Here is a 25,103-nt window from a genome sequence, read left to right as displayed (position 1 = left end):
CGCCTGGCCAAAACCAAAAACTCGCCTGTAAGGAACCGCCAAATGAACCACGACGTCATCATCACCTGCGCACTCACCGGTGCTGGCGACACGACCGCCAAGAGCCCACACGTGCCGGTCACCCCGAAACAAATCGCGGCTGCCGCCGTGGAAGCCGCCAAGGCCGGTGCCACTGTGGTTCACTGCCATGTGCGCGACCCGCAAACCGGCAAGTTCAGCCGTGACGTGGCGCTGTATCGCGAAGTGATGGAACGCATCCGCGAGGCGGACGTGGACATCATCGTCAACCTCACCGCCGGTATGGGCGGCGATCTGGAAATCGGCGCGGGCGAGAACCCGATGGAGTTCGGCCCGAACACCGATCTGGTCGGCCCGCTGACCCGCCTGGCCCACGTCGAAGAACTGTTGCCGGAAATCTGCACCCTGGATTGCGGCACCCTGAACTTCGGCGACGGCGACACCATTTACGTGTCCACCCCGGCACAACTGCGTGCTGGCGCCAAACGCATTCAAGAGCTGGGCGTGAAGGCCGAGCTGGAAATCTTCGACACCGGCCACCTGTGGTTCGCCAAGCAGATGATCAAGGAAGGCTTGCTCGACAACCCGTTGTTCCAGCTGTGCCTGGGTATCCCTTGGGGCGCACCGGCGGACACCACCACCATGAAAGCCATGGTCGACAACCTGCCGGCCGACGCGGTCTGGGCCGGCTTCGGTATCGGTCGCATGCAGATGCCGATGGCAGCGCAAGCGGTGTTGCTCGGCGGCAACGTGCGGGTCGGGCTGGAAGACAACCTGTGGCTGGACAAGGGCGTGCTGGCGACCAACGGCCAACTGGTCGAGCGCGCCACGGAAATCCTCAGCCGCCTCGGTGCCCGCGTGCTGACGCCGGCTGAAGGCCGCAAGAAAATGGGCCTGACCCAACGCGGTTAATCCCAGCACCTTTTCCCCCAGTTTTTTTCCGAGCCAAATTCAGGAAATCGCCATGAGCTTTATCACCGAAATCAAAACCTTCGCCGCCCTGGGCAGCGGTGTCATCGGCAGCGGTTGGGTATCACGCGCCCTCGCCCATGGCCTGGACGTAGTGGCCTGGGACCCGGCCCCCGGTGCCGAAGCAGCCCTGCGCAAGCGTGTCGCCAACGCTTGGGGCGCACTGGAAAAACAGGGCCTGGCGCCGGGTGCATCGCAGGATCGCCTGCGCTTTGTCGCAACCATCGAAGAGTGCGTGCGCGATGCCGACTTCATCCAGGAAAGCGCCCCGGAACGGCTGGAGCTGAAACTGGACCTGCACAGCAAAATCAGCGCGGCGGCCAAGCCCAATGCGCTGATCGGTTCCAGCACCTCCGGTCTGTTGCCGAGCGAGTTCTACGAAAGCGCCACGCATCCGGAACGTTGCGTGGTCGGTCACCCGTTCAACCCGGTTTATTTGCTGCCATTGGTGGAAGTGGTCGGTGGCAAGAACACCGCGTCGGAAGCGGTGCAAGCGGCGATGAAAGTCTATGAATCCCTGGGGATGCGCCCGTTGCACGTACGCAAGGAAGTACCGGGTTTCATCGCCGACCGCCTGCTCGAAGCGCTGTGGCGCGAGGCGTTGCACCTGGTCAATGACGGTGTGGCGACTACCGGCGAAATCGACGATGCAATCCGCTTCGGCGCCGGTTTGCGCTGGTCGTTCATGGGCACGTTCCTGACTTACACCCTGGCCGGTGGTGATGCCGGCATGCGTCACTTCATGGCGCAGTTTGGTCCGGCATTGCAGTTGCCGTGGACTTACCTGCCGGCACCGGAACTGACCGACAAGCTGATCGACGACGTGGTCGATGGCACCAGCGATCAACTGGGTAAACACAGCATTTCAGCGCTGGAGCGCTATCGTGATGACTGCCTGCTGGCGGTGTTGGAGGCGGTGAAGACCACCAAAGAGAAGCATGGGATGGCCTTCAGCGAGTAATCGGTCAGCAGGCCCGGCCCCTTCGCGAGCAGGCTCGCTCCCATAAGTTATGCGCGGTCCTTGTGGGAGCGAGCCTGCTCGCGAAAGCGGCAGTCCAGTCACTATCAATGTTGGAACTAACATCATGCCCGCCCTAACCACCTACCAGACCACCATCATCCCCGACTGGGTCGACTACAACGGCCACCTGCGCGACGCCTTCTACCTGCTGATTTTCAGCTACGCCACCGACGCGCTGATGGATCGCCTGGGCCTGGACAGCAACAGCCGGGAAGCCAGCGGCAACTCGCTGTTCACCCTCGAACTGCACCTGAACTACCTGCACGAAGTTAAGCTCGACGCCCAAGTCGAAGTGCACACCCAGATCATCGCCCACGACAGCAAGCGCGTGCACCTCTATCACAGCCTGCATCTGCTCGGTGATGCCCAGGAACTTGCAGGCAACGAACAGATGCTGCTGCACGTGGATCTCGCCGGGCCGCGTTCGGCACCGTTCAGCGAGCAGTCCCTGAGCCGACTGCAAGCCATCGTCGCCGAACAGGCGGACCTGCCAACACCCGCGTACATTGGCCGAGTGATCGCACTACCCACAAAAAAATAACAAGGAGATCGCCATGAACACCGCCGCTGCATTTGCCGACTTTCGTACCTATCCGTTGATCAGCGCGCTGACTGGCGTGCAGACCCTGGCGGACCGTGTTCTGGTGAGGTGGGCCGACGATCGTGTCAGCCCTTTCCACCATCAATGGCTACGGGACAATTGCCCGTGCCCGCAGTGCGTCTACACCGTGACCCGCGAGCAAGTGCTGGAAATCGTCGATGTGGCTCAAGATCTGATGGCCGATAACGTCAGTATCGACAACGATGGCTGCCTGGCGGTTGTCTGGCAGGACGGCCACTGCAGCCGCTTCGACCCCGGCTGGCTGCGCGCCCACGCCTATGACGATGAATCCCGCGCCGAACGCCAGCAGCGCAAGCCCGTAGCCAGGCTCTGGCACAGCGATTTGCAGTTGCCGGTGTTCGAGTATCAAGCGCTGATGAACGACTCCGACGCCTTGTTGCAATGGTTGTTGGCGGTACGGGATGTCGGATTGACCCAGGTCCGTGGCGTACCCACCGAACCCGGCTCTCTGAAGCTGATCGCCCAACGGATTTCCTTCATCCGCGAGAGCAATTTCGGCGTGCTGTTCAACGTGCAATCCAAGGCCGATGCCGACAGCAATGCCTACACCGCCTTCAACCTGCCGCTGCACAGCGATTTGCCAACCAGGGAGCTGCAACCGGGGCTGCAATTCCTGCATTGCCTGGTCAATGACGCCGAGGGTGGCGAGAGCATTTTTGTCGACGGCTTTGCCATTGCCGACGCCTTGCGCCGGGAAGACCCCGAATCCTTCAAAAACCTCTGCGAAATCCCCGTGGAGTTTCGCAACAAGGACCGTCACAGCGACTACCGCTGTCTCGCGCCGATCATTGCCCTGAACGCGTTGGGGCAGGTATCGGAAATCCGCATGGCGAACTTTCTGCGCGGGCCATTCGATGCCTCGGTAGAGCAGATGCCCAGGCTGTACAAGGCCTACCGGCGCTTTATCGCGATGACCCGCGAGCCTCGATTCAGGTTGATACAGCGGCTCAATCCCGGTGAGCTGTGGTGCTTCGACAATCGCCGCACCCTGCATGCCCGCAACGCCTTCGACCCCGCCACCGGCGCGCGGCATTTCCAGGGCTGCTATGTCGACCGGGATGAGTTGTTGTCGCGCATCCTGGTGCTGCAACGCTAGACCGCGTCATCGTTCTTCGCGAGCAGGCTCGCTCCCACAGGTTTTGCACAGTCCTTGTGGGAGCGAGCCTGCTCGTGAATGCGGCCTATCAACCAACAAAAAACCATGATTCACAGACAAAAAAAACCCCGATCAAGCCGTGACAGGATCGAGGCAGAGGGTACTGTTGAGGAGCTGCCATGCGAGGGTGACCAAACCTTCGTGAAGCGAGCTGAGTCCAGTGTGCCCACTCCCCTGCGGACCAGGTTAGCCGAAAACGACATGTTCATAACCAATTGAGCCATTGCGACAAATCGTCCTTGCCGACACCCGGCACCCCCACCAGAATCGAACCACGACACCGTTCCCTGAAGAAGGATTGCGTCATGATGCACGCCGATTTGATAGACCAGGAAGACCTGTTGGGCCAGCTCAAGTCATTGGGTTTCGAAGTGCCCACCGGCGCCACCGCAGAGCAGGCCTGCGAGTGTGCGGTACGGGGTTTGAACGATGTGCGGGCGATGACCCTGCGGACTATGGTCAAGCAGATGTACACCAGCAGCGCGACCATCCTGCCGGCAGTGCGCCAGGCAATCGACAAGCAGTTGTTGCCGGCATTGGCGGAGTATCAACAGAGCCACACAGGCCGATAAATCCATTCGCGAGCAGGCTCGCTCCCACATTCGACCGCATTCCTCTGTTGGAACTCGGTCAACTGTGGGAGCGAGCCTGCTCGCGATGAGGGCGCCTCTGACTAGAGCCTTACGCTGGCAAACGTCGACTCGTTACGCGCCTGGCTCAGCGCCGACAACGGTCCGGACAACGGCGACAGCACCAGCGCTTGCGGCAGCGGCATCATTGCCACTTGCTGGGTAGTGTTGGAGCCAACGCGCTCGTCACGCGGCGGAATGCCGAAGTACTCGCGGTAGCACTTGGAGAAGTGCGGCGTGGACACGAAACCGCACACCGACGCCACTTCGATGATCGACATCGGTGTTTGCTTGAGCAATTGCCGCGCGCGGATCAGACGCAGTTTCAGGTAGTAACGCGACGGCGAACAGTGCAGGTATTTCTGGAACAGGCGTTCGAGCTGACGACGGGACACCGCGACATACACCGCCAGTTCGTCGAGGTCGATCGGCTCTTCGAGATTGGCTTCCATCAGCGCAACGATTTCCTGCAATTTTGGCTGGTTGGTGCCGAGCATGTGCTTGAGCGGCACACGCTGGTGATCCTGTTCGTTGCGGATGCGCTCGTAGACGAACATTTCCGAAATGGCTGCCGACAGTTCACGGCCGTGATCGCGGCTGATCAGGTGCAGCATCATGTCCAGCGGCGCGGTGCCGCCCGAGCTGGTGAAACGGTTACGGTCAAGGGTGAACAGACGGGTGCTCATGGCTACCCGCGGGAAAGCTTCCTGCATCGCCGCCAGACATTCCCAGTGCACGCTGCAATCGAAGCCGTCGAGCAGACCGGCGCAGGCCAGGGCCCAGCTGCCGGTGCACACTGCGCCGAGGCGGCGAGACTGGCGAGCCTGGCTTTGCAGCCATGAAACGTGTTCCCGGGTAACAGTGCGCTGAATCCCGATACCGCCGCAGACGATGACAGTGTCCATTGGCGGGGCTTTGTGCATGGAGGCGTCGGGGGTGATCTGCAGACCGTCACTGGCCCAGACCTGACCGCCATCGACGGTGAGGGTGGTCCAGCGATACAGCTCGCGACCGGACAATTGGTTGGCCATGCGCAGGGGTTCCACTGCGGAGGCCAGAGAAATCAGCGTGAAATTGTCCAGCAGCAGAAAGCCGATGGATTGAGGCGCACGGTTCTGGGGTTGGGCCCCGGAGTTGAACGTCGTCATCGCGGTATCTCCTCACACAAAGCGGGTGATGGCCTCAGGCGGAGGCTCTTTTTATTGCCATCGTTCTCGCGTGGGAGACGGGCTTTGTAATGACAGAGCAATTGCCATGCCTAAATTTGAATGCGCGTTCAATAACTCCTAAAAACGACGTCGGAATGTGTCTATATATGACGTGCACGGAGTGGGGATTTAAATGGCCATCAGGGCTGGCAAGCGCCCCGGCCCACAAGCTGTGAGCAATTCGGTAGCACTTGTGGGAACAGGGCTACGAGCAGCTGGAAAAGAGTGTCACCGCAGGCACGGGTGACGAATGGTCGAAGCCTTGAATGACTCCGACCGCTGGCAAGACGATTTATCTGTGAGCGACGCACTAAAAGGCGGCGCGGTTTCGAGCGGGTGTTCACTTGGAGCGCAGTTTTGACTGGTCTGCCACCTTCGCGAGCAGGCTCGCTCCCACAGTGGATTTATGGTGTGGCCAATTTCTCTATTCCACACCGAATCCTGTGGGAGCGAGCCTGCTCGCGATTGGGGCAACTCGGTTTCAACACTCCACAGCACTCACCGCCAACCCACCCCGCGATGTCTCCTTATATTTGTCATGCATGTCGGCACCGGTATCGCGCATGGTGCGGATCACCCGATCCAGCGAGATAAAGTGCTGGCCATCGCCGCGCAACGCCATTTGCGCCGCATTGATCGCCTTGACCGCCGCAATTGCATTGCGCTCGATACATGGCACCTGGACCAGACCACCCACCGGGTCGCAGGTCAGGCCGAGGTTATGTTCCAGCCCGATCTCCGCCGCGTTGCACAGTTGCTCGGGTGTGGCGCCAAGAATTTCCGCCAGCCCGGCCGCCGCCATGGCGCAGGCCGATCCGACTTCACCCTGGCAACCGACTTCAGCACCGGAGATCGAGGCGTTCTTCTTGCACAGGATTCCCACCGCCGCCGCACCGAGGAAGTAGTCGACGACATTGGCATCGGTCACCGCTTCGCTGAACTTCATGAAGTAATGCAACACCGCCGGAATGATCCCCGCCGCGCCATTGGTCGGTGCCGTGACCATGCGCCCGCCGGCGGCGTTTTCTTCGTTGACCGCCAAGGCGAACAGGTTGACCCATTCCATGGCGTTCAAGGTCGAACCGATCACGTTGGGCTTGTTCAATTCCTGCAAGCTGCGATGCAGCTTGGCCGCGCGGCGGCGCACGTTCAGCCCGCCGGGCAGAATGCCTTCGTGTTTCAGGCCCTGTTCGACGCAATCCTGCATGGCGCGCCAGAGCTTCATCAGGCCGCTGCGGATTTCCTCTTCGCTGCGCCAGACTTTCTCGTTGGCCATCATCAACTCAGCCACACGCAGGTTGTGTTTTTTGCACAGCTCCAGCAGCTCGGCAGCGCTGGAAAAATCGTACGGCAGCACGGTGCGGTCCAGGTCCACCACACCGCTGGAGGCTTGTGCCTGATCGACGACAAAACCGCCGCCGACCGAATAATAGGTATCGCGATGAAACTCACCATGGTCATCTTCGACAATCAGGGTCATGGCATTGGGGTGATACGGCAGGTTTTCGTCGATCAACCGCATGTCCCTGGCCCAGATAAACGGTACCGACAGCCGACCGTCGAGCAACAGCGTATGGGTTTCGCGCAAGGCCTGGATACGGATGCCGATTTGCGACGGATCGATCGCATCCGGCCACTCGCCCATCAGACCCATGATCACCGCGTTGTCACTGCCGTGGCCGATGCCGGTGGCCGACAACGAGCCGAACAGCTGGACTTCGACACGCCGCACCTGTTCCAGCAAACCACGCTCGCGCAAGCCCTGCACAAACAACGCCGCCGCCCGCATGGGCCCCACGGTGTGCGAACTGGAAGGACCGATGCCGATTTTGAACAGGTCGAAAACACTGATAGCCATTACTGCCGAACTCCTGGATGGGCCCACTGTGCGCGCAAAAGCGCACGGTAACGGAGCTGCTACGCTGAAGCTGCAATCCGCCGAGATGACCGCATCATCAAGCTTTTATCGTGTTGTTCGACGTCTCTAACCGACGCACTCATGCCCACCAACGCCGCGTGTCTTTTACGCCGTGTTTTCGCCGTTTTTTTGCGGTTCAGAGCGAGAAAATGGGCTGAAAAAATCTGTAAACGACGTCACCGACACTGGATGCGACCATCCCTGTACTGGATACGACGCACCCTGTAGGCGTCAGATTTTCACTGGTACATGATCATATCGACTCGATTGCAAGGCGCCGTGGTAGAGCTGTCTCCAGAACGCCATCCAACCGCAACCTATAAGTGCGGTGGTCCAGTCGGAACACTGCCAAAAAAAACACCAAGGAGTCCATCCATGAAAGGTTCCCCGTCGTTGTTGTTGGCCGCCATGCTTAGTCTGCCGGTTCTGGCGCAAGCCGCAGAACCGGCGCAGTGCAGTACCGTAAATTTCTCCGATGTCGGCTGGACCGACATCACCGCGACAACCGCGACCACCAGCGTCGTACTCAACGCCCTCGGCTACAAGACCAAGACCACCATGATTTCCGTGCCCGTGACCTACAAGTCCCTGGCCGACGGCAAGAACATGGACGTGTTCCTCGGCAACTGGATGCCGACCATGGAAAACGACATCAAAGCCTACCGCGATGCCGGCACCGTGGACACCGTGCGCACCAACCTCAAGGGCGCCAAGTACACCCTCGCCGTTCCCCAGGCGCTGTACGACAAAGGGCTGCATGACTTCGCCGACATCGCCAAGTTCAAGAAAGAGCTCGACGGCAAGATCTACGGCATCGAGCCTGGCAACGACGGTAACCGCCTGATTCAGACGATGATCGACAAGAACGCCTTCGGCCTCAAGGACGCGGGCTTCAAGGTCGTCGAGTCCAGCGAAGCCGGCATGCTGTCGCAGGTCGACCGTGCGCAGAAACGCGACACCGCCGTGGTCTTCCTCGGCTGGGCGCCGCACCCGATGAACAAGCGCTTCAAGATTCAATACCTGACCGGCGGCGACGATTTCTTTGGCCCGGATTTCGGTGCTGCCACCGTGGCGACCAACACCCGCAAGGGTTACGCCGAGGAATGCAACAACGTGGGCCAACTGCTGAAAAACCTGGAGTTCACTGTCGACATGGAAAGCGAACTCATGGGCAACATCCTGGACGACAAGATGAAGCCTGACGCGGCCGCCAAGGCCTGGCTGAAAAAGAATCCACAGGTGCTCGATACCTGGCTCGCTGGCGTGACCACCACTGACGGTAAACCTGGCCTGGAAGCCGTGAAAGCCAAGCTCAACCAGTAATCGCTTATGCCGGACGGCTCCGGCCGTCCGGGCTGTTTATTTCCTTGCATGCGGACGTTCACTACCATGCTGATTGATCAGAAAATCCCTTTAGGCCAGTACATAGCGGGCTTCGTTGAATGGTTGACGCAACACGGCGCCAGCACCTTCGACGCAATCGCCGTGTCACTGGAAACGATGATCCACGGCGTGACGTTTGCGCTGACCTGGTTCAACCCGCTGGCACTGATCGGCCTGATCGCGCTACTGGCACACTTCATTCAACGTAAATGGGGCCTGACCGCGTTTGTCGTTGCCTCCTTTCTGCTGATCCTCAACCTGGGGTACTGGCAGGAAACCATGGAAACCCTCGCCCAGGTGTTGTTCGCCACCCTGGTCTGCGTGGTCATCGGCGTGCCGCTGGGCATCGTCGCGGCGCACAAGCCGATGTTCTACACTTTAATGCGTCCGGTACTCGATCTGATGCAGACCGTACCGACCTTCGTTTACCTCATTCCTACCCTGACCCTCTTCGGGCTGGGTGTGGTCCCGGGTCTGATCTCCACAGTGGTGTTCGCGATTGCCGCGCCCATCCGCCTGACCTACCTGGGTATCCGCGATGTCCCGGAAGAATTGATGGACGCCGGCAAGGCCTTTGGCTGCTCGCGTCGCCAACTGCTGACGCGGATTGAACTGCCTCACGCCATGCCGAGCATCGCGGCCGGCATCACCCAGTGCATCATGCTGTCGTTGTCGATGGTGGTGATCGCGGCACTGGTAGGCGCCGATGGACTGGGTAAACCGGTGGTCAACGCACTGAATACCGCTGATATCGCCCTGGGCTTCGAAGCAGGCCTGGCGATCGTACTGCTGGCGATCATGCTCGACCGTATCTGCAAACAACCCGACGCCAAAGTAGGGGGTGACGCATGAGCATTATTCGCTTCGATAACGTCGATGTCATTTTCTCCAAGGATCCGCGCGAAGCTCTCAAGCTGCTGGATCAAGGCTTGACCCGCAACGAAATCCTGAAAAAGACCGGGCAGATTGTCGGCGTTGAAAAAGCCAGCCTGGATATCGAAAAAGGTGAAATCTGCGTGCTGATGGGCCTGTCCGGCTCCGGCAAGTCCAGCTTGCTGCGTTGCATCAACGGCCTCAACACCGTCAGCCGCGGCAAGCTGTTCGTCGAGCACGAAGGCAAGCAGATCGATATTGCTTCCTGTTCTTCCGCCGAACTGAAAATGATGCGCACCAAGCGCATTGCGATGGTGTTCCAGAAGTTCGCTCTGATGCCCTGGCTGACCGTTCGCGAGAACATCAGCTTCGGCCTGGAGATGCAGGGTCGTCCCGAGAAAGAACGCCGCAAGCTGGTGGATGACAAGCTTGAGCTGGTGGGCCTGACCCAGTGGCGCAACAAGAAGCCCAACGAGCTGTCCGGTGGTATGCAACAACGCGTGGGCCTGGCCCGTGCGCTGGCGATGGACGCCGACATCCTGTTGATGGACGAACCGTTCTCGGCCCTTGACCCGCTGATCCGCCAAGGCCTGCAAGACGAATTGCTGGAACTGCAACGCAAGCTGCACAAGACCATCGTGTTCGTGAGCCACGACCTCGACGAAGCCCTGAAACTGGGCAGCCGTATCGCGATCATGAAAGACGGCCGGATCATCCAGTACAGCAAACCGGAAGAAATCGTCCTCAACCCTGCGGACGATTATGTGCGGACCTTCGTGGCCCATACCAATCCGCTGAACGTACTGTGCGGTCGCAGCCTGATGCGCACCCTGGACAACTGCAAACGCATCAACGGCTCGGTATGCCTCGATCCGGGTGGCGATTCGTGGCTGGACCTGGCTGAAGGCAACACCATCAAAGGCGCACGCAAGAACGGCTCGAGCATGGACCTGCAGAACTGGATGCCGGGGCAAGCCGTCGAAGGCCTGGAACGCAAGCCGACACTGGTGGACTCCAACATCGGCATGCGCGACGCGCTGCAGATTCGTTATCAGACCGGCAACAAGCTGGTGCTGCACGATAACAATCATGTGGTGGGGATTCTTGGCGACAGCGAGCTGTATCACGCACTGCTCGGCAAGAACCTGGGGTAAGGCAACAGATGCAAAAACGCCGCGAGAGTATCGCGGCGTTTTTGTTTGTGGGGTATAGAGAGATGCAGCGTCAAGGCTAATGGCCCATTCGCGAGCAGGCTGGCTCCCTCAGGGGTAAGCATTCCAATGTGGGAGCGAGCCTGCTCGCGAAGAAGCTGATGCGGTGCTTCAGACACAAACACCGCATCAGTTCAGAACTCAGCTGTAAACCCGGCCAAGAAGCTGCCGATGGCTTTCAAACTGGTCGAGCACGTCACGTGTGATCTGATCCTGGGTGAAGCCCATCAAGTCGTAGTCCTGGCTGCCGTTGTGCAGGTACACCTCGGCGCGGTAGTAACGCTGACGCGCCTCATCGGACTGAGCCGATTCGGTTGGCGCGGCCAGGTAGCCGTCCAGGCTCACTTCGTAGACAAACGGGTTGCCCTCTTCCATCTCGATCCGCAGGCCCATGCAACGCTTGGACTTGCCCAGCAGCGTCTGCACTTCCAGCCCTTGCGTACGCAACTGCACAGCCGCATCGTCCAGCGCCGGAGTCACGTGCTTATCCATAAAGCGCTGGACCACCGACTGGCTCGGTTGCAGGTCCAGTTGAGTCAAACGCTCAGTGAAACCACGGCGACCGCGTGCCGCCAGCTCTGCTTGTTCCTGTTCGATCTGCACATCCTGGCGCATGGCCTTGTGCAAGCCGAACATGAAGAACACCAGCACCACCGAGAACGGCAGACCGGCCAGCACCACCATGGTTTGCATGGCTTCGAAGTTGCCGGCGAACAGCAGGCCGATGGTCACCAGGGTGATCACCACCGACCAGAAGATCCGCAGCCAGTGCGGCGCGTCTTCGTCGACGGTGCCGCCCTTGCAGGACAGGTTGGCCATCATCACCGCGCCGGAATCCGCCGGGGTCAGGAACAGCACAAAACCGACAAAGATCGACACGCCGATCACCACTTTCGACACCGGGTAATGCTCAAGCAACTGGTAGATTGCCATGGACGGCTGTTCCAGCGCGGTCTTCCCGAGTTCTACCGCCCCGTGGTTCATCACCAGGTCCAGGGCCGAGTTGCCGAAGATCGACAGCCACGCCAGGGTAAAGCCCAGCGGAATCAACAACACGCCGGCGACCAGCTCACGCACGGTGCGACCACGGGAAATACGCGCGATGAACATGCCAACGAATGGCGCCCAGGAAATCCACCAGGCCCAGTAGAACAGGGTCCACAGGCCCAACCAGCGGTCGGACTTCTCGCTGTCGCCTTCGTACACATAAAGGTCGAAAGTTTTAAGCACCACACCGTTCAGGTAGTCACCGATGTTCTGCACGAAGCCGTTGAGCAGGTGCAGGGTCGGGCCGAACAACAGGACGAAAATCAGCAGGCCGCTGAACAGCACGATGTTCAGGTTGGACAGACGACGGATGCCGTTTTCCACGCCCGACACGGCAGCGATGGTCGCCACGGTGCTCATCACGATGATCACGATCAGCAGGTTGGTGTTGCTGTGCTCCATGCCGAACAGGTTTTCCAGCCCCGACGACACTTGCAGCGAACCAATCCCCAGGTTGGTCACCAGACCCAGCAGGGTCACGAACATGCCGAAGCCGTCCACCGCATGCCCGGCCGCGCCCTTCACCCAACGCTCACCCGCCAGCGGGTACAACGCCGAGCGCAACGCCAGCGGCTGGTTATGCCGATAGGCAAAGTACGCCACGGCCAGGCCGACCAGCGCATAGATCGCCCAGCCATGCAGGCCCCAATGCAGGAAGGTCAGTTGCACCGCCTGACGGGCGGCAAGGTTGCTGCCGGCCACGCCTTCCGGCGGGTTGAAGTAGTGGTCCAGCGGCTCGGAAGCCCCGAAGTACAGCAGCGAAATACCGATACCCGAGGAGAACAGCATCCCCGCCCAGGCGCCGTAGCTGAAGTCCGGGGTGTCGTCCTTGCTGCCGAGTTTGAGTTTGCCGTAGGACGAAAACGCCAGGCCAACGACAAAAATCAGGTAGGCGGCAATCACCACCATGTAGTACCAGCCGAAGCTGCGGGACAACCAGGCTTGCGCCGTACCCAGCATTCTGCCGGCCTCTTGCGGGGCGATGATCAGAATGGCGGTCAACAACAGAATCAACGCGGTAGAGGTGTAGAACACCCAACCGTTGACCGTCACCTTCTCGGGTGGGGTCTTTATTAGCGAGGCAGAACTCATGGCACAGATGCTCCGGGCAGTGCGAGAGAAGAACGCAAGACAAACGAGTTACCCGACCAATCGGTTAGTGGGCAGCCGACCGGCGGGTGATATAAAGACAGCCCGAAAAAAGCCCGAAGCCCTTGAGACGCCATGGCGTAAAGGCTTCGAGCCGTTTCGGATGTCGGTTTGCCGCCATTTACACGTAGGAAAATCTGTAAGCAGCGACGATTTGTCGCAGATCTTATTCTTTGTTGATTGAACGTTCAATCAAAACAAAATAGACTGGCCCACAAGCCGGTAGCCGTCTGACGTCTGCCGCAAGGCCCAAGGAGATGTGCAAGATGCCCAAGGTCGGTATGCAACCCATCCGCCGCCAGCAATTGATCGAAGCCACTTTGCTGGCCGTCGATCAGGTCGGAATGGGGGACGCCAGCATTGCGCTGATCGCCCGTTTGGCCGGTGTCTCGAACGGCATCATCAGTCACTACTTTCAGGACAAGAACGGCCTGATAGCTGCCACGGCGCAGTACCTGATGAGTGTCCTGAGCGAGAACGTCACCGCGCGCCGTCAGGCGCTGAAGGACAACAGCCCGCGGGCTCACCTTCAGGTGATCATCGAAGGCAACTTCGACGCCAGCCAGGTCAATGGCCCGGCAATGAAAACCTGGCTGGCCTTCTGGGCCACCAGCATGCACCACCCGTCTTTGCACAGGTTGCAGCGGATCAACGATCACCGTCTGTATTCCAACCTGTGCTGCCAGTTCCGCCGCGTACTGCCGCTCGAAGATGCGCGCAGTGCAGCCCGTGGCCTGGCAGCCCTTATTGACGGTTTGTGGTTGCGCGGCGCGCTGTCGGGAGACTCTTTCGACACCGAGCAGGCGCACCGGATCGCTTACGAATACATGGATCTACAACTGGCCAAGCAGGTGAGTTAGAGCACACATAGAACGCTCGACACCTGAATCGCGCCAACAACCAATGCACTTGCGAGGACAATATGGCCCGTTTCGAACTGCAAAAACTCTACATCGATGGTGCGTACAGCGACGCCAGCAGCGACGCCACTTTCGAAGCCATCAACCCGGCTAACGGTGAAGTCCTCGCAAAAGTACAACGTGCGACCAAGGAAGACGTCGAGCGCGCTGTGGTCAGTGCCGAAAAGGGCCAGAAAATCTGGGCTGCGATGACCGCCATGGAGCGTTCGCGCATCCTGCGTCGCGCCGTGGAAATCCTGCGCGAGCGCAATGACGAGCTGGCGGCTCTGGAAACTCTGGACACCGGTAAAGCATTCTCCGAAACCAAATACGTCGACATCGTCACCGGCGCCGACGTGCTGGAATACTACGCAGGCCTGGTGCCAGCCATCGAAGGCGAGCAGATTCCGCTGCGCACCACTTCGTTCGTCTACACCCGTCGCGAGCCGCTGGGCATCGTGGCCGGTATCGGCGCGTGGAACTACCCGATCCAGATCGCCCTGTGGAAATCCGCACCGGCCCTGGCCGCCGGTAACGCGATGATCTTCAAGCCGAGTGAAGTCACCTCGCTGACCACCCTGAAACTGGCCGAGATCTACACCGAAGCCGGCCTGCCGAACGGCGTGTTCAACGTCCTGACCGGCAGCGGCCGTGAAGTCGGCACCTGGCTGACCGAGCACCCGCGTATCGAGAAAGTCTCCTTCACCGGCGGCACCGACACCGGCAAGAAAGTCATGGCCAGCGCCTCGGCTTCCTCGCTGAAAGACGTGACCATGGAACTGGGCGGCAAGTCCCCGCTGATCATCTGCGACGACGCCGACCTCGATCGCGCCGCCGACACCGCGATGATGGCCAACTTCTACAGCTCCGGTCAGGTCTGCACCAACGGTACTCGCGTGTTCGTGCCGAGCCACCTGAAAGCCGCCTTCGAAGCCAAGATCGTTGAGCGCGTTGCGCGCATCCGCATCGGCAACCCGGAAGACGAAAACACCAACTTCGGCCCGCTGGTCAGCTTCGCCCACATGGAAAACGTGCTGGGTTACATCGCCAAGGGCAAAGAAGAAGGCGCCCGCGTACTGTGCGGCGGTGAGCGTCTGACCGACGGCGAATTCGCCAAAGGCGCATTCGTCGCGCCGACCGTGTTCACCGACTGCACCGACGACATGACCATCGTCCGTGAAGAAATCTTTGGCCCGGTGATGGCGATCCTCACCTACGAAACCGAAGAAGAGGTGATCCGCCGCGCCAACGACACCGACTTCGGCCTGGCCGCCGGTATCGTTACCCGCGACCTGAACCGCGCGCACCGCGTGATTCATCAGCTGGAAGCCGGTATCTGCTGGATCAACGCCTGGGGCGAGTCCGACGCGAAGATGCCGGTTGGCGGCTACAAGCAGTCGGGTGTAGGCCGTGAGAACGGCATCAGCTCGCTGAACAACTTCACCCGCATCAAATCGGTACAGGTAGAGCTGGGCGATTACGTCTCGGTGTTCTAAGAACCGAGCCTTGTATTGCCTGTAAGGCCGCCTTCGCTGGCAAACCAGCTCCCACAGGTTTGGTGTCGTCCACCAAATCTGTGGTCACCCCGACCCCGTGGGAGCGGGCTTGCCCGCGAATCGAGTGCGCAGCACTCGCCATGGCCTGACCTGACCAACTTCAAAGAGGGTGCATTCAATGTCCCAAGAATTCGATTACATCATCATCGGTGCCGGCTCCGCCGGTAACACCCTGGCGACCCGTCTGACCGAAGACGCAGGCGTCACCGTCCTGCTGCTCGAAGCCGGCGGCCCGGACTACCGTTTGGACTTCCGCACACAAATGCCGGCCGCCCTGGCGTTCCCGCTGCAAGGCCGTCGCTACAACTGGGCCTACGAAACCGATCCGGAGCCACACATGGACGGTCGCCGCATGGAGTGCGGTCGCGGCAAGGGCCTCGGCGGCTCTTCGCTGATCAACGGCATGTGCTACATCCGCGGCAACGCCATGGACTACGACGGCTGGGCGAAACTGCCGGGCCTGGAAGACTGGACCTACCTTGATTGCCTGCCGTATTTCCGCAAGGCGGAAACCCGTGACATCGGCCCGAACGATTACCACGGTGGCGACGGTCCGGTCAGCGTGACCACGCCGAAAGCTGGCAACAACCCGCTGTTCAGCGCCATGGTCGAAGCGGGCGTGCAGGCTGGTTACCCGCGTACCGAAGACTTGAACGGCTACCAGCAGGAAGGTTTCGGCCCGATGGACCGTACCGTGACGCCTAAAGGCCGTCGCTCCAGCACCGCTCGCGGCTACCTGGACACAGCTAAAAAGCGTTCGACCCTGACCATCGTCACCCACGCCCTGACCGACAAGATCCTGTTCGAAGGCAAGCGCGCGGTCGGCGTGCGTTATCTGGTCGGCGCCGCTGAGGAGCGCGTTGAAGTCAAAGCGCGCAAGGAAGTGCTGCTGTGCTCCGGCGCCATCGCTTCGCCGCAGATCCTGCAACGCTCCGGCGTCGGTCCGAGAAAACTGCTGGAAAGCCTCGACATTCCGGTAGTCCACGATTTGCCGGGTGTCGGTGAAAACCTGCAGGATCACCTTGAGCTGTACCTGCAATACGCCTGCACCCAGCCAGTGTCGCTGTACCCGTCGCTGCTTTTGCACAACCAGCCGGCCATCGGAGCCGAATGGCTGTTCAACGGCACCGGCATCGGCGCCAGCAACCAGTTCGAAGCCGGCGGTTTCATCCGTACCCGTCCGGAATTCGAATGGCCGAACATCCAGTACCACTTCCTGCCGGTGGCAATTAACTACAACGGCAGCAATGGTGTGAAAGAGCACGGCTTCCAGGCGCACATGGGTTCCATGCGTTCGCCAAGCCGCGGGCGTATCCAGGTCAAGTCCAAGGACCCGCGCCAGCACCCGAGCATCCTGTTCAACTACATGGCCACCGAGCAGGACTGGCAGGAATTCCGCGACGGCATTCGCCTGACCCGTGAAATCATGCAGCAACCTGCACTGGACGCCTTCCGTGGCCGCGAGATCAGCCCGGGCATCGAGGTGCAAACCGACGAGCAACTGGACAAGTTCATCCGCGAACACGCCGAGACCGCGTTCCACCCGTCCTGCTCGTGCAAGATGGGTACCGACGAAATGGCCGTGGTCGATGGCCAGGGTCGCGTGCATGGCATGCAAGGCCTGCGTGTGGTCGATGCTTCGATCATGCCGATCATCACCACCGGCAACCTCAACGCGCCGACGATCATGATGGCCGAGAAAATCGCCGACAAGATCCGTGGTCGCAAGCCGTTGCCGCGCAGCACAGCCACTTACTATGTGGCGGGTGGAGCGCCGGTGAAGGGCAAGCCGGTGCGGGAAGTGAGCCAAACCGCGTAACACCGTTACACCGTTACACCGTTACACCGTTACACCGTTACACCGCATCAAGGCTATTCGCGAGCAGGCTCGCTCCTACAGAGGATCTTCAGTGAACACAATATCTGTGAACACCGGAAATCAAATGTGGGAGCGAGCCTGCTCGCGAAGAGGCCCTGAGAACAACACAGTAATCCCCTCCCACACCGCCCCATCCTTGATCCCACCCCCCACGCAGGCCTACTCTAGCGCCACGCAAACGTTTCACCTCTTCTCTCGCAACACCGCTGCGCTGCCACTCCATACCCAGGAGGTTCACGAATGTTCGATTTCTACCCCCAGCTCAAGCAGCGCTTCGCTGCCTTGCGTACGGGTGCTGAATTCTTTTCCCTGCGTTATGTGCGCGAATCCGGGCAGTACCTGTCGGTGCGCAAAAACGTCGCCGAACCGCCGAGCCTGAGCCGTGACGAAGGGGCGATGCTGACGGTGCGGGTCAATGGCGTGGAGGCCTATGCGGCGACCAGTGATTTGTCGCAAAAAGGCCTGCAAGCCGCCCTCGAACGCGCCGAATTCCAGGCCCGTCGACTCAAGCCCCACGCCTTGCTGGACCTGCGCGAGCAGGCTGTTTCCAGCGACCGCGCCGATTACTTTTCGCCCAACCTCGACCAGGCCTTCCCGTCCCTGAGCGACTGCTATGCGTTACTCGGCGCCGAATCCGCCGCCGTGCCGAAGGACGAGCGCCTGGTGAACTGGCAAGTCAGCCTGGGTATCACCCACGTCCAGCAGATTTACCTCAACAGCGCAGGTGCTGAACTGCGCCAGGCCCAACGTTTTGTGTACCCCGGCCTGGATGTCACGGCCTACGACGGCAACGACAGCCAGACCCGCAGCCTGGGTCGCGAGAATTTCGGCCAGCAAGGCGCGGCGGACGTCATCAGCCGCTGCGGGCTGATCGGTGCCGGTGCCCAGGTGGCCGATCAGGCCCTGCAATTGCTGCTGGCGCCAAACACCCCGCAAGGCAAGCGCGACCTGCTGCTGATGCCCGACCAGATGATGCTGCAAATCCATGAATCCATCGGCCATCCGCTGGAGCTGGACCGCATCCTCGGTGACGAGCGCAATTACGCCGGCACCAGTTTCGTCAAAGCCGAAGATTTTGGCCGTCTGCAATACGGTTCCGGCCTGCTCAACGTGACCTTCGACCCGGAGATCCCCGAGGAACTCGCCAGCTACGGCCATGACGACGACGGCACGCCCGCCACCAGGCAGTTCCTGATCCGCGAAGGTTTGTTGCTGCGTCCGCTGGGCGGCGCGCTTTCGCAATTCCGTGCCGGCATGGAGGGCGTCGCCAACAGCCGTGCCTGCGGCTGGAACCGTCCGCCGATCGACCGCATGGCCAACCTCAACATCGAGCCGGGCGATCAGTCCATTGAACAACTGATCGGCGGCATCGAACACGGCGTGCTGATGTCGACCAACCGTTCCTGGTCGATCGACGATGCACGCAACAAATTCCAGTTCGGCTGCGAATGGGGCCAACTGATCGAAAACGGCGAACTCAAGGGCGTGGTGAAAAACCCTAATTACCGGGGTATCTCCGCGCAGTTCTGGAAAAGCCTCAGCGCCGTCGGCGATGTCAGTACCTTCAAGGTCCTCGGCACACCGAACTGCGGCAAGGGTGAACCGAACCAGGTGATCCGCGTCGGCCACGCGTCACCGGCCTGCGTGTTCAGCAATGTTGATGTATTCGGAGGAGACGCCTGATGAATCCTTCAAACAGCTCGTCCGCGTCATTCAAGGCGTTGGTCAACAGCCTGCGTGGAGCGCTTCGCGAACCCGAGCAGTTCACCCTCAGCTACGCCGCCGAGTCGTCGGCCTTCGTGCGCTTCAATCACGCCAAGGTGCGTCAGGCCGGTCAGGTGCAGCAGGCGAGTATCGGCCTGAAGCTGATCAATGAAGGCCGCCATGCCGACCTGAACATCACCCTGACCGGCGATCCCCAGGTTGATCTGCAGCGCTTGACCGAAGGCCTGCAACAGCTGCGGGAAACCTTGCCGTTGCTGCCTCAGGATCCTTATTTGCTGCTCAACCACAATGGCTGGCAGAGCAACAACGTACAGTCGCATCCATTGCCGGACACCGAGCAGGTGGTCGCGCAGATTACCCGGGCCGCCGAAGGACTGGATCTTGTCGGTTTCTACGCTGCCGGGCCGATCAGCCGTGGCTTTGCCAGTTCTTCGGGTGCCTTCGGCTGGCATCAGGCCAACAGTTTCAATTTCGACTTCAGCCTGTTCCACGAGAACGGCCAGGCCGTGAAAGCCAGCTACGCCGGGCACGACTGGAGCAGCGAAGGCTTTGCCAAGCGCTTCCGGCAAGCCCGCGAGCAGCTTGAATTTCTGGGGCAGCCGCTGCGTACTTTGGCGCCCGGCCAGTACCGTGCCTACCTGGCACCGGCGGCGCTGGAAGAAATCATGGGCATGCTGTGCTGGGGTGGTTTCTCGGCACAGTCGATTGCCAGCAAAAGCAGCCCGCTGCAAAAGCTCTACGGTGGCGACAGCGCTTTCAGCCCGCTGGTCTCGCTGGATGAAAAAGTCAGCGGCTCGCTGAGCCCGGCGTTTTCCGATGAGGGTTATCCACGCAGTGACCTGGGGTTGATCGTCGATGGCAAGGCCGGGGCACAACTGGTCAGCTCGCGCAGCGCGGCGGAATACGGTTTGACTGCCAATGGCGCCAGCGGCGGTGAATCGCCGAGCGCGCTGAACATGAAAGCCGGGCTATTGCCTGACACTGACATCCTCAAGCAACTGGGCACGGGGTTGTACATCAGCAACCTGTGGTACCTGAATTTCTCGGATCAACCGGCCGCACGCCTGACCGGCATGACCCGCTTTGCCACGTTCTGGGTCGAGAACGGCGAGATTCAGGCGCCGGTCAGCACCATGCGCTTTGATGACAGCGCCTTCAGCCTGCTCGGTTCGCAGCTGGAAGCGTTGACCGCGGAGCGGGAGTTGTTGCTGTCGGCGAGCACCTATAGCCAGCGGGCGACGGCGTCGGCGCTGCTGCCGGGGGCGCTGGTCAGCCGGTTGACGTTGACCCTGTAAAAAGCTTCGTCGGAACGCCGCCCGGAGCCGGCTCGCTCCCACAGGTTATTCACCGTCCATGTGGGAGCGAGCCTGCTCGCGAAGAAGTCACCACGGACGCCCTGATTCACACTGACAAGAGGTTCCATGCCCAACCGCCCACCTCTCGACGCCGTCACCGCCCGCTGGGTGCCGTGGGTCGTCGCCATCGCGTTTTTCATGCAGTCCCTCGACGGGACGATTCTCAACACTGCCCTGCCGGCCATGGCCCGCGACTTGGCCGAGGACCCATTGCGCATGCAGGGTGTGATCATCGCCTACATGCTCACGGTCGCCTTGCTGATTCCCGCTTCAGGCTGGATCGCCGACCGTTTTGGTACCAGGAAAATCTTCTTCAGCGCAATCCTGCTGTTCAGTCTCGGCTCGCTGCTCTGCGCACTGTCGAGCAGCCTGAGCATGCTGATCGGCGCGCGGGTGATTCAAGGACTGGGCGGTGCTCTGATGCTGCCGGTCGGGCGGCTGGTGGTGTTGCGTGCCTACCCGCGCTCGGAGCTGGTACGGATCATGGGCTTCATCACCATTCCCGGGCTGCTCGGCCCGTTGATCGGCCCGACCATGGGCGGCTGGATGGTGCAATACCTGACCTGGCACTGGATCTTCCTGATCAACCTGCCGGTGGGGCTGGTCGGTTGCTACGCCGTGTGGAAGTTCATCCCGGACCTGCGCGGCTCCGAGCGCACCCGTTTCGATAGCCTGGGCTTCGTGCTGTTCGGCGCGGCGATGATTCTGATCACCATCGCCATGGAAGGCCTGGGCGAACTGCACCTGCCGCACCTGCGGGTGATGTTGCTGCTGTTCGGCGGCATGGCTTGCCTGGCGGCGTACTGGCTGCGCGCCGGTCATATCGAGAATCCGCTGTTTGCGCCATCGCTGTTCAAGACCCGGACCTTTGCCGTGGGCATTCTCGGCAACCTGTTCGCCCGCCTCGGCAGCGGCGCCCTGCCCTTTCTGGTGCCGTTGTTGCTGCAAGTGGCACTGGGTTACTCGCCGTCCCAGGCCGGGATGAGCATGCTGCCGCTGGCGGCGGCGGCGATGATCGCCAAATGGGTGGCGCGGCCGCTGATCGAGCGTCTGGGCTACCGCATCGTGCTCACCGGCAACACCCTGGCGCTGGGCATCATGCTGGCGAGCATGGGCCTGGTCAGCGAGCAGACGCCGTACTGGCTGCTGCTGTGCCTGCTGGCGATCCTTGGCGCGATCAACTCCTTGCAGTTCACCGCGATGAACACCGTGACCCTGATCGACCTCGACGACGCCAGCGCCAGCAGCGGGAACAGTTTGCTGTCGGTGGTCGCGCAATTGTCCCTGAGCCTGGGGGTTGCGTGTGCGGGCGCGCTGCTGGGCGGGTTCACGGCGGAGATCGGAAACGACGGTGTAGACACGGTCCTGGGTGCGTTTCAGCTGACGTTTGTGACTGTGGGAATCATGGCAATGTTGGCCGCGACGATCTTTTCCCAGCTCTCAAAGCAAGACGGACGGCGTGTCAAACGTCCGGAACAGCACATCGAACCTTAGGGCGAATGGCCATCGGACTGGTACACTGCGCGACATTTTGTTTTGCAGGCCAGTCCCGTGACCACCATCGCCACCGAATTTAATACTTTGCCGCTGTCCGCCGCCATGCTGGCTAACCTCGACTCCCTCGGTTATGCCCAGATGACGCCGATCCAGGCGCAAAGCTTGCCGGTGATCCTCAAGGGGATGGACCTGATCGCCCAGGCCAAGACCGGCAGCGGCAAGACCGCTGCGTTCGGCATCGGCCTGCTGAACCCGATCAATCCGCGCTACTTCGGTTGCCAGGCGCTGATCCTGTGCCCGACCCGCGAACTGGCTGACCAGGTCGCCAAGGAAATCCGCCGCCTGGCCCGTGCCGAAGACAACATCAAAGTCCTGACCCTGTGCGGCGGCGTGTCCCTCGGGCCGCAGATCGCTTCGCTGGAACACGGCGCGCACATCATCGTCGGCACGCCGGGGCGCATCCAGCAGCACCTGCGCAAGGGTTCGCTGGTGCTCCACGGCCTCAACACCCTGATCCTCGACGAAGCCGACCGCATGCTCGACATGGGTTTCTACGACTCCATCGAAGAAATCATCATGCAGGCCCCGGAGCGTCGCCAGACCCTGCTGTTCTCCGCCACCTACCCGGTCGGCATCAAACAGCTGGCCTCGAAATTCATGCGCAATCCGCAGCAGGTGAAGGCCGAGGCGTTCCACGACGACACGCAGATCGAGCAGCGCTTCTACGAGATTTCCCCGGACGACCGCATGAGTGCGGTGACCAAGGTGCTTGGCCACTTCCGCCCGGCGTCCTGCGTAGCCTTCTGCTTCACCAAGCAACAGGTCCAGGAAACCGTCGATCACCTGACTGCCAAAGGCATTTCCGCCGTCGGCCTGCACGGCGATCTGGAACAGCGCGACCGCGACCAGGTGCTGGCGATGTTCGCCAACCGCAGTACGTCGGTGCTGGTCGCCACCGACGTCGCCGCCCGCGGCCTCGACATCGACTCGCTGGACATGGTGATCAACGTCGAACTGGCCCGTGATTCGGAAATCCACATCCACCGCGTCGGCCGTACTGGCCGTGCCGGCGAGAAAGGCCTGGCCATCAGCCTGGTCGCGCCGTCCGAAGCGCAGCGTGCACAAGCCATCGAACAATTGCAGAAGACGCCGTTGACCTGGGATCAGGTGGACAACCTCACCTCCAAGGGCGGCGGCCCGCTGCTGCCGCAGATGAGCACCCTGTGCATCGCTGCCGGCCGTAAGGACAAGGTTCGTCCGGGCGACATTCTTGGCGCACTGACCGGTGACGCCGGTATCCCCGGTGCCCAGGTCGGCAAGATCGCGATTTTCGACTTCCAGGCCTATGTGGCCGTGGAGCGCGGCGTCGCCAAGCAGGCCTTGCAACGCCTGAACGACGGCAAGATCAAGGGCCGTTCGTTGCGCGTGCGCATCCTGTAACAACACGCCCCCTGTAGGAGCGAGCATGCTCGCGATGGACGATCAAAACCGCTGGGCATCAGACAGCCAGCGTTATCGTTGACGACCATCGCAAGCATGCTTGCTCCTACAGGTCTGTTTTGTGCTGATACATCAAGAGGACACCGTTTTGCGCTCTACCGAAGTCGTGATCATTGGCGCTGGCGCCGCAGGGTTGATGTGTGCACTGACCGCCGCCGGGCGCGGGCGCGAGGTGTTGCTGCTTGACCATGCCAACAAGGCCGGCAAGAAAATCCTGATGTCGGGCGGTGGCCGCTGCAATTTCACCAACATGTACACAGAGCCGGGCAATTTCCTCTCGCAGAATGCGCATTTCTGCAAATCAGCCCTGGCCCGTTACACCCAATGGGATTTCATCGGTATGGTGGCCAAGCATGGCGTGCCGTACCACGAGAAAAAACTCGGCCAGTTGTTCTGCGATAACAAATCCAGCGACATCCTCGAAATGCTGCTGACCGAGTGCGATCAGGTCGGCGTCAGCCTGCACCTGGACACCTCGATCCAGACCATCGAGAGGCTTGAGAAGGGCTACCTGCTGGACACCACGATGGGCCAGATCACCTGCGAATCGCTAGTGATCGCCACCGGCGGCCTGTCGATTCCGACCCTGGGCGCCACCGGTTTCGGCTACCAGGTGGCCAGGCAGTTTGGCCACGAGCTGCTGCCGACCCGCGCAGGCCTGGTGCCATTCACCATCACCGACCAGCTCAAGGCGTTGTGCACCGAGTTGTCCGGTACGTCGGTGGATTGCCTGGTGAGCTGCAACGACCAGAGCTTCCGCGAGAACATCCTGTTCACCCACCGCGGCCTCAGCGGCCCGGCGATTTTGCAGATTTCGTCGTTCTGGGAGTCCGGCGATACCGTCGAGATCAACCTGCTGCCGGATCACGACGTACCGGGCTGGCTGCAACAGCAACAGGCCGAGCGTCCCAACAGCGAGTTGAAAACCCTGCTCGGGGAAATTTTCACCAAGAAGATGGCCAACCTGCTGGCGGACAACTGGTTCGTCTCCAAACCGATGAAGCAGTACACCCACGCCGAACTGGCCGATGTCGCGGAAAAACTGGCGAGCTGGAAAGTCGTGCCGGCGGGCACCGAAGGCTATCGCACCGCCGAGGTGACCCTGGGCGGCGTCAATACCAATGAAGTGTCGTCCAAGACCATGGAATCGCTGAAAAGCCCGGGACTGTACTTCATCGGCGAAGTGCTGGACGTGACCGGGCATCTGGGCGGGTTCAACTTCCAGTGGGCCTGGGCGTCGGGGTACGCGGCTGCGCAATACGTCTGATTCAACGCAATTCCTGTGGGAGCGAGCCTGCTCGCGAAAGCGGTGTGTCAGTCAACATAAAGGTTAACTGACAGATTGCATTCGCGAGCAGGCTCGCTCCCACAGTGGTCTGTAGTGTATGAAAAGGAACAGATTTTGCTGTCTGATGTGATCGGCGCCATTGCGTCGGCGTCATTAGTGGCTCAATTTAGCGTCATTGCCTCGGAAGGCCTTCGCATTTC

Annotated in this window: 19 protein-coding genes; 16 read left to right on the top strand and 3 right to left on the bottom strand. The window is 60.7% G+C overall.

Annotated elements, in window-relative coordinates:
• Window positions 1-42 precede the first annotated feature (42 nt).
• From CAF65_RS11870 to CAF65_RS11850, 5 genes are all read left to right on the top strand, one after another.
• The gene (locus CAF65_RS11870) at window positions 43-930 is read left to right on the top strand and encodes a 3-keto-5-aminohexanoate cleavage protein (RefSeq protein ID WP_008019488.1); all 888 of its coding nucleotides are present in this window, start codon (window positions 43-45) and stop codon (window positions 928-930) included.
• A 52-nt stretch (window positions 931-982) separates the two neighbouring features.
• Window positions 983-1,948, top strand: coding sequence for an L-carnitine dehydrogenase (locus CAF65_RS11865; RefSeq protein WP_085716445.1), 966 nt, complete (start codon window positions 983-985; stop codon window positions 1,946-1,948).
• Between the two features lie 124 nt (window positions 1,949-2,072).
• Window positions 2,073-2,549, top strand: coding sequence for a thioesterase family protein (locus tag CAF65_RS11860; RefSeq protein WP_085716444.1), 477 nt, complete (start codon window positions 2,073-2,075; stop codon window positions 2,547-2,549).
• Between the two features lie 13 nt (window positions 2,550-2,562).
• Window positions 2,563-3,726 (top strand): gamma-butyrobetaine dioxygenase, encoded by a 1,164-nt coding sequence (locus CAF65_RS11855; RefSeq protein ID WP_085716443.1) that lies wholly within the window; start codon window positions 2,563-2,565, stop codon window positions 3,724-3,726.
• Window positions 3,727-4,091: 365 nt separating this feature from the next.
• The gene (locus CAF65_RS11850) at window positions 4,092-4,358 is read left to right on the top strand and encodes a hypothetical protein (protein ID WP_007995656.1); all 267 of its coding nucleotides are present in this window, start codon (window positions 4,092-4,094) and stop codon (window positions 4,356-4,358) included.
• A gap of 101 nt (window positions 4,359-4,459) precedes the next feature.
• Here CAF65_RS11850 and CAF65_RS11845 read toward each other — a convergent pair whose 3' ends face one another.
• Both CAF65_RS11845 and CAF65_RS11840 read right to left on the bottom strand, forming a co-directional pair.
• Window positions 4,460-5,563 (bottom strand): GlxA family transcriptional regulator, encoded by a 1,104-nt coding sequence (locus CAF65_RS11845; protein WP_007975492.1) that lies wholly within the window; start codon window positions 5,561-5,563, stop codon window positions 4,460-4,462.
• Window positions 5,564-6,104: 541 nt separating this feature from the next.
• On the bottom strand, window positions 6,105-7,481 hold the full coding sequence (locus CAF65_RS11840) for an L-serine ammonia-lyase (RefSeq protein ID WP_085716442.1): 1,377 nt from the start codon (window positions 7,479-7,481) through the stop codon (window positions 6,105-6,107).
• A 435-nt stretch (window positions 7,482-7,916) separates the two neighbouring features.
• Here CAF65_RS11840 and CAF65_RS11835 point away from each other — a divergent pair, with 435 nt between their 5' ends.
• The 3 genes from CAF65_RS11835 to choV all read left to right on the top strand — a co-directional run bounded on the left by CAF65_RS11835 (window position 7,917) and on the right by choV (window position 10,951).
• A complete protein-coding gene (locus CAF65_RS11835) occupies window positions 7,917-8,864 on the top strand; it encodes a choline ABC transporter substrate-binding protein (RefSeq protein WP_085716441.1) in 948 nt (315 codons plus the stop codon).
• 66 nt (window positions 8,865-8,930) lie between these two features.
• Window positions 8,931-9,776, top strand: coding sequence for a choline ABC transporter permease subunit (choW, locus tag CAF65_RS11830; protein ID WP_085716440.1), 846 nt, complete (start codon window positions 8,931-8,933; stop codon window positions 9,774-9,776).
• Window positions 9,773-10,951 carry a choline ABC transporter ATP-binding protein gene (gene choV / locus CAF65_RS11825; RefSeq protein ID WP_085716439.1) on the top strand — a complete coding sequence of 393 codons (1,179 nt, stop codon included), beginning with the start codon at window positions 9,773-9,775 and terminating at the stop codon, window positions 10,949-10,951. Before choW ends, choV begins: the two co-directional genes overlap by 4 nt.
• A 198-nt stretch (window positions 10,952-11,149) precedes the next feature.
• Here choV and CAF65_RS11820 read toward each other — a convergent pair whose 3' ends face one another.
• A complete protein-coding gene (locus tag CAF65_RS11820; RefSeq protein ID WP_256578637.1) occupies window positions 11,150-13,090 on the bottom strand; it encodes a BCCT family transporter in 1,941 nt (646 codons plus the stop codon).
• A 380-nt stretch (window positions 13,091-13,470) separates the two neighbouring features.
• On the opposite strand from CAF65_RS11820, the gene betI reads away from it, so the two are divergent.
• From betI to CAF65_RS11780, 8 genes are all read left to right on the top strand, one after another.
• Window positions 13,471-14,064 (top strand): transcriptional regulator BetI, encoded by a 594-nt coding sequence (gene betI / locus CAF65_RS11815; RefSeq protein WP_085716437.1) that lies wholly within the window; start codon window positions 13,471-13,473, stop codon window positions 14,062-14,064.
• 62 nt (window positions 14,065-14,126) lie between these two features.
• Complete coding sequence (gene betB, locus CAF65_RS11810; protein ID WP_085716436.1) at window positions 14,127-15,599, top strand: betaine-aldehyde dehydrogenase; 1,473 nt, start codon at window positions 14,127-14,129, stop codon at window positions 15,597-15,599.
• A gap of 178 nt (window positions 15,600-15,777) precedes the next feature.
• The gene (betA, locus tag CAF65_RS11805; RefSeq protein WP_085716435.1) at window positions 15,778-17,478 is read left to right on the top strand and encodes a choline dehydrogenase; all 1,701 of its coding nucleotides are present in this window, start codon (window positions 15,778-15,780) and stop codon (window positions 17,476-17,478) included.
• A 300-nt stretch (window positions 17,479-17,778) separates the two neighbouring features.
• The gene (locus CAF65_RS11800; RefSeq protein ID WP_085716434.1) at window positions 17,779-19,221 is read left to right on the top strand and encodes a TldD/PmbA family protein; all 1,443 of its coding nucleotides are present in this window, start codon (window positions 17,779-17,781) and stop codon (window positions 19,219-19,221) included.
• Entirely contained in the window at window positions 19,221-20,558 is a 1,338-nt protein-coding gene (locus tag CAF65_RS11795) for a TldD/PmbA family protein (RefSeq protein WP_085716433.1), read from the top strand. The genes CAF65_RS11800 and CAF65_RS11795 overlap by 1 nt, the downstream gene beginning before the upstream one ends.
• A 126-nt stretch (window positions 20,559-20,684) precedes the next feature.
• The gene (mdtD, locus tag CAF65_RS11790) at window positions 20,685-22,112 is read left to right on the top strand and encodes a multidrug transporter subunit MdtD (RefSeq protein WP_085716432.1); all 1,428 of its coding nucleotides are present in this window, start codon (window positions 20,685-20,687) and stop codon (window positions 22,110-22,112) included.
• A 105-nt stretch (window positions 22,113-22,217) separates the two neighbouring features.
• The gene (gene dbpA, locus CAF65_RS11785) at window positions 22,218-23,555 is read left to right on the top strand and encodes an ATP-dependent RNA helicase DbpA (protein WP_230853210.1); all 1,338 of its coding nucleotides are present in this window, start codon (window positions 22,218-22,220) and stop codon (window positions 23,553-23,555) included.
• A gap of 148 nt (window positions 23,556-23,703) precedes the next feature.
• Window positions 23,704-24,882, top strand: a complete 1,179-nt coding sequence (locus tag CAF65_RS11780; RefSeq protein WP_085716431.1) for an NAD(P)/FAD-dependent oxidoreductase — start codon at window positions 23,704-23,706, stop codon at window positions 24,880-24,882.
• Window positions 24,883-25,103 lie beyond the last annotated feature (221 nt).

This window comes from Pseudomonas sp. B28(2017) (assembly GCF_002113025.1).
Lineage (GTDB): Bacteria > Pseudomonadota > Gammaproteobacteria > Pseudomonadales > Pseudomonadaceae > Aquipseudomonas.
This window is presented reverse-complemented; position numbering and strand designations above follow the sequence as displayed.

Coding starts and splice junctions, on each gene's coding strand:
- CAF65_RS11800 (WP_085716434.1), top strand. CDS start 17,779: ATGTTCGATTTCTACCCCCAGCTCAAGCAGCGCTTCGCTGCCTTGCGT.
- CAF65_RS11850 (WP_007995656.1), top strand. CDS start 4,092: ATGATGCACGCCGATTTGATAGACCAGGAAGACCTGTTGGGCCAGCTC.
- dbpA (WP_230853210.1), top strand. CDS start 22,218: ATGCTGGCTAACCTCGACTCCCTCGGTTATGCCCAGATGACGCCGATC.
- CAF65_RS11860 (WP_085716444.1), top strand. CDS start 2,073: ATGCCCGCCCTAACCACCTACCAGACCACCATCATCCCCGACTGGGTC.
- CAF65_RS11835 (WP_085716441.1), top strand. CDS start 7,917: ATGAAAGGTTCCCCGTCGTTGTTGTTGGCCGCCATGCTTAGTCTGCCG.
- betI (WP_085716437.1), top strand. CDS start 13,471: ATGCCCAAGGTCGGTATGCAACCCATCCGCCGCCAGCAATTGATCGAA.
- CAF65_RS11845 (WP_007975492.1), bottom strand. CDS start 5,563: ATGACGACGTTCAACTCCGGGGCCCAACCCCAGAACCGTGCGCCTCAA.
- betA (WP_085716435.1), top strand. CDS start 15,778: ATGTCCCAAGAATTCGATTACATCATCATCGGTGCCGGCTCCGCCGGT.
- mdtD (WP_085716432.1), top strand. CDS start 20,685: ATGCCCAACCGCCCACCTCTCGACGCCGTCACCGCCCGCTGGGTGCCG.
- CAF65_RS11855 (WP_085716443.1), top strand. CDS start 2,563: ATGAACACCGCCGCTGCATTTGCCGACTTTCGTACCTATCCGTTGATC.
- CAF65_RS11795 (WP_085716433.1), top strand. CDS start 19,221: ATGAATCCTTCAAACAGCTCGTCCGCGTCATTCAAGGCGTTGGTCAAC.
- choV (WP_085716439.1), top strand. CDS start 9,773: ATGAGCATTATTCGCTTCGATAACGTCGATGTCATTTTCTCCAAGGAT.
- CAF65_RS11870 (WP_008019488.1), top strand. CDS start 43: ATGAACCACGACGTCATCATCACCTGCGCACTCACCGGTGCTGGCGAC.
- CAF65_RS11840 (WP_085716442.1), bottom strand. CDS start 7,481: ATGGCTATCAGTGTTTTCGACCTGTTCAAAATCGGCATCGGTCCTTCC.
- CAF65_RS11865 (WP_085716445.1), top strand. CDS start 983: ATGAGCTTTATCACCGAAATCAAAACCTTCGCCGCCCTGGGCAGCGGT.
- betB (WP_085716436.1), top strand. CDS start 14,127: ATGGCCCGTTTCGAACTGCAAAAACTCTACATCGATGGTGCGTACAGC.
- choW (WP_085716440.1), top strand. CDS start 8,931: ATGCTGATTGATCAGAAAATCCCTTTAGGCCAGTACATAGCGGGCTTC.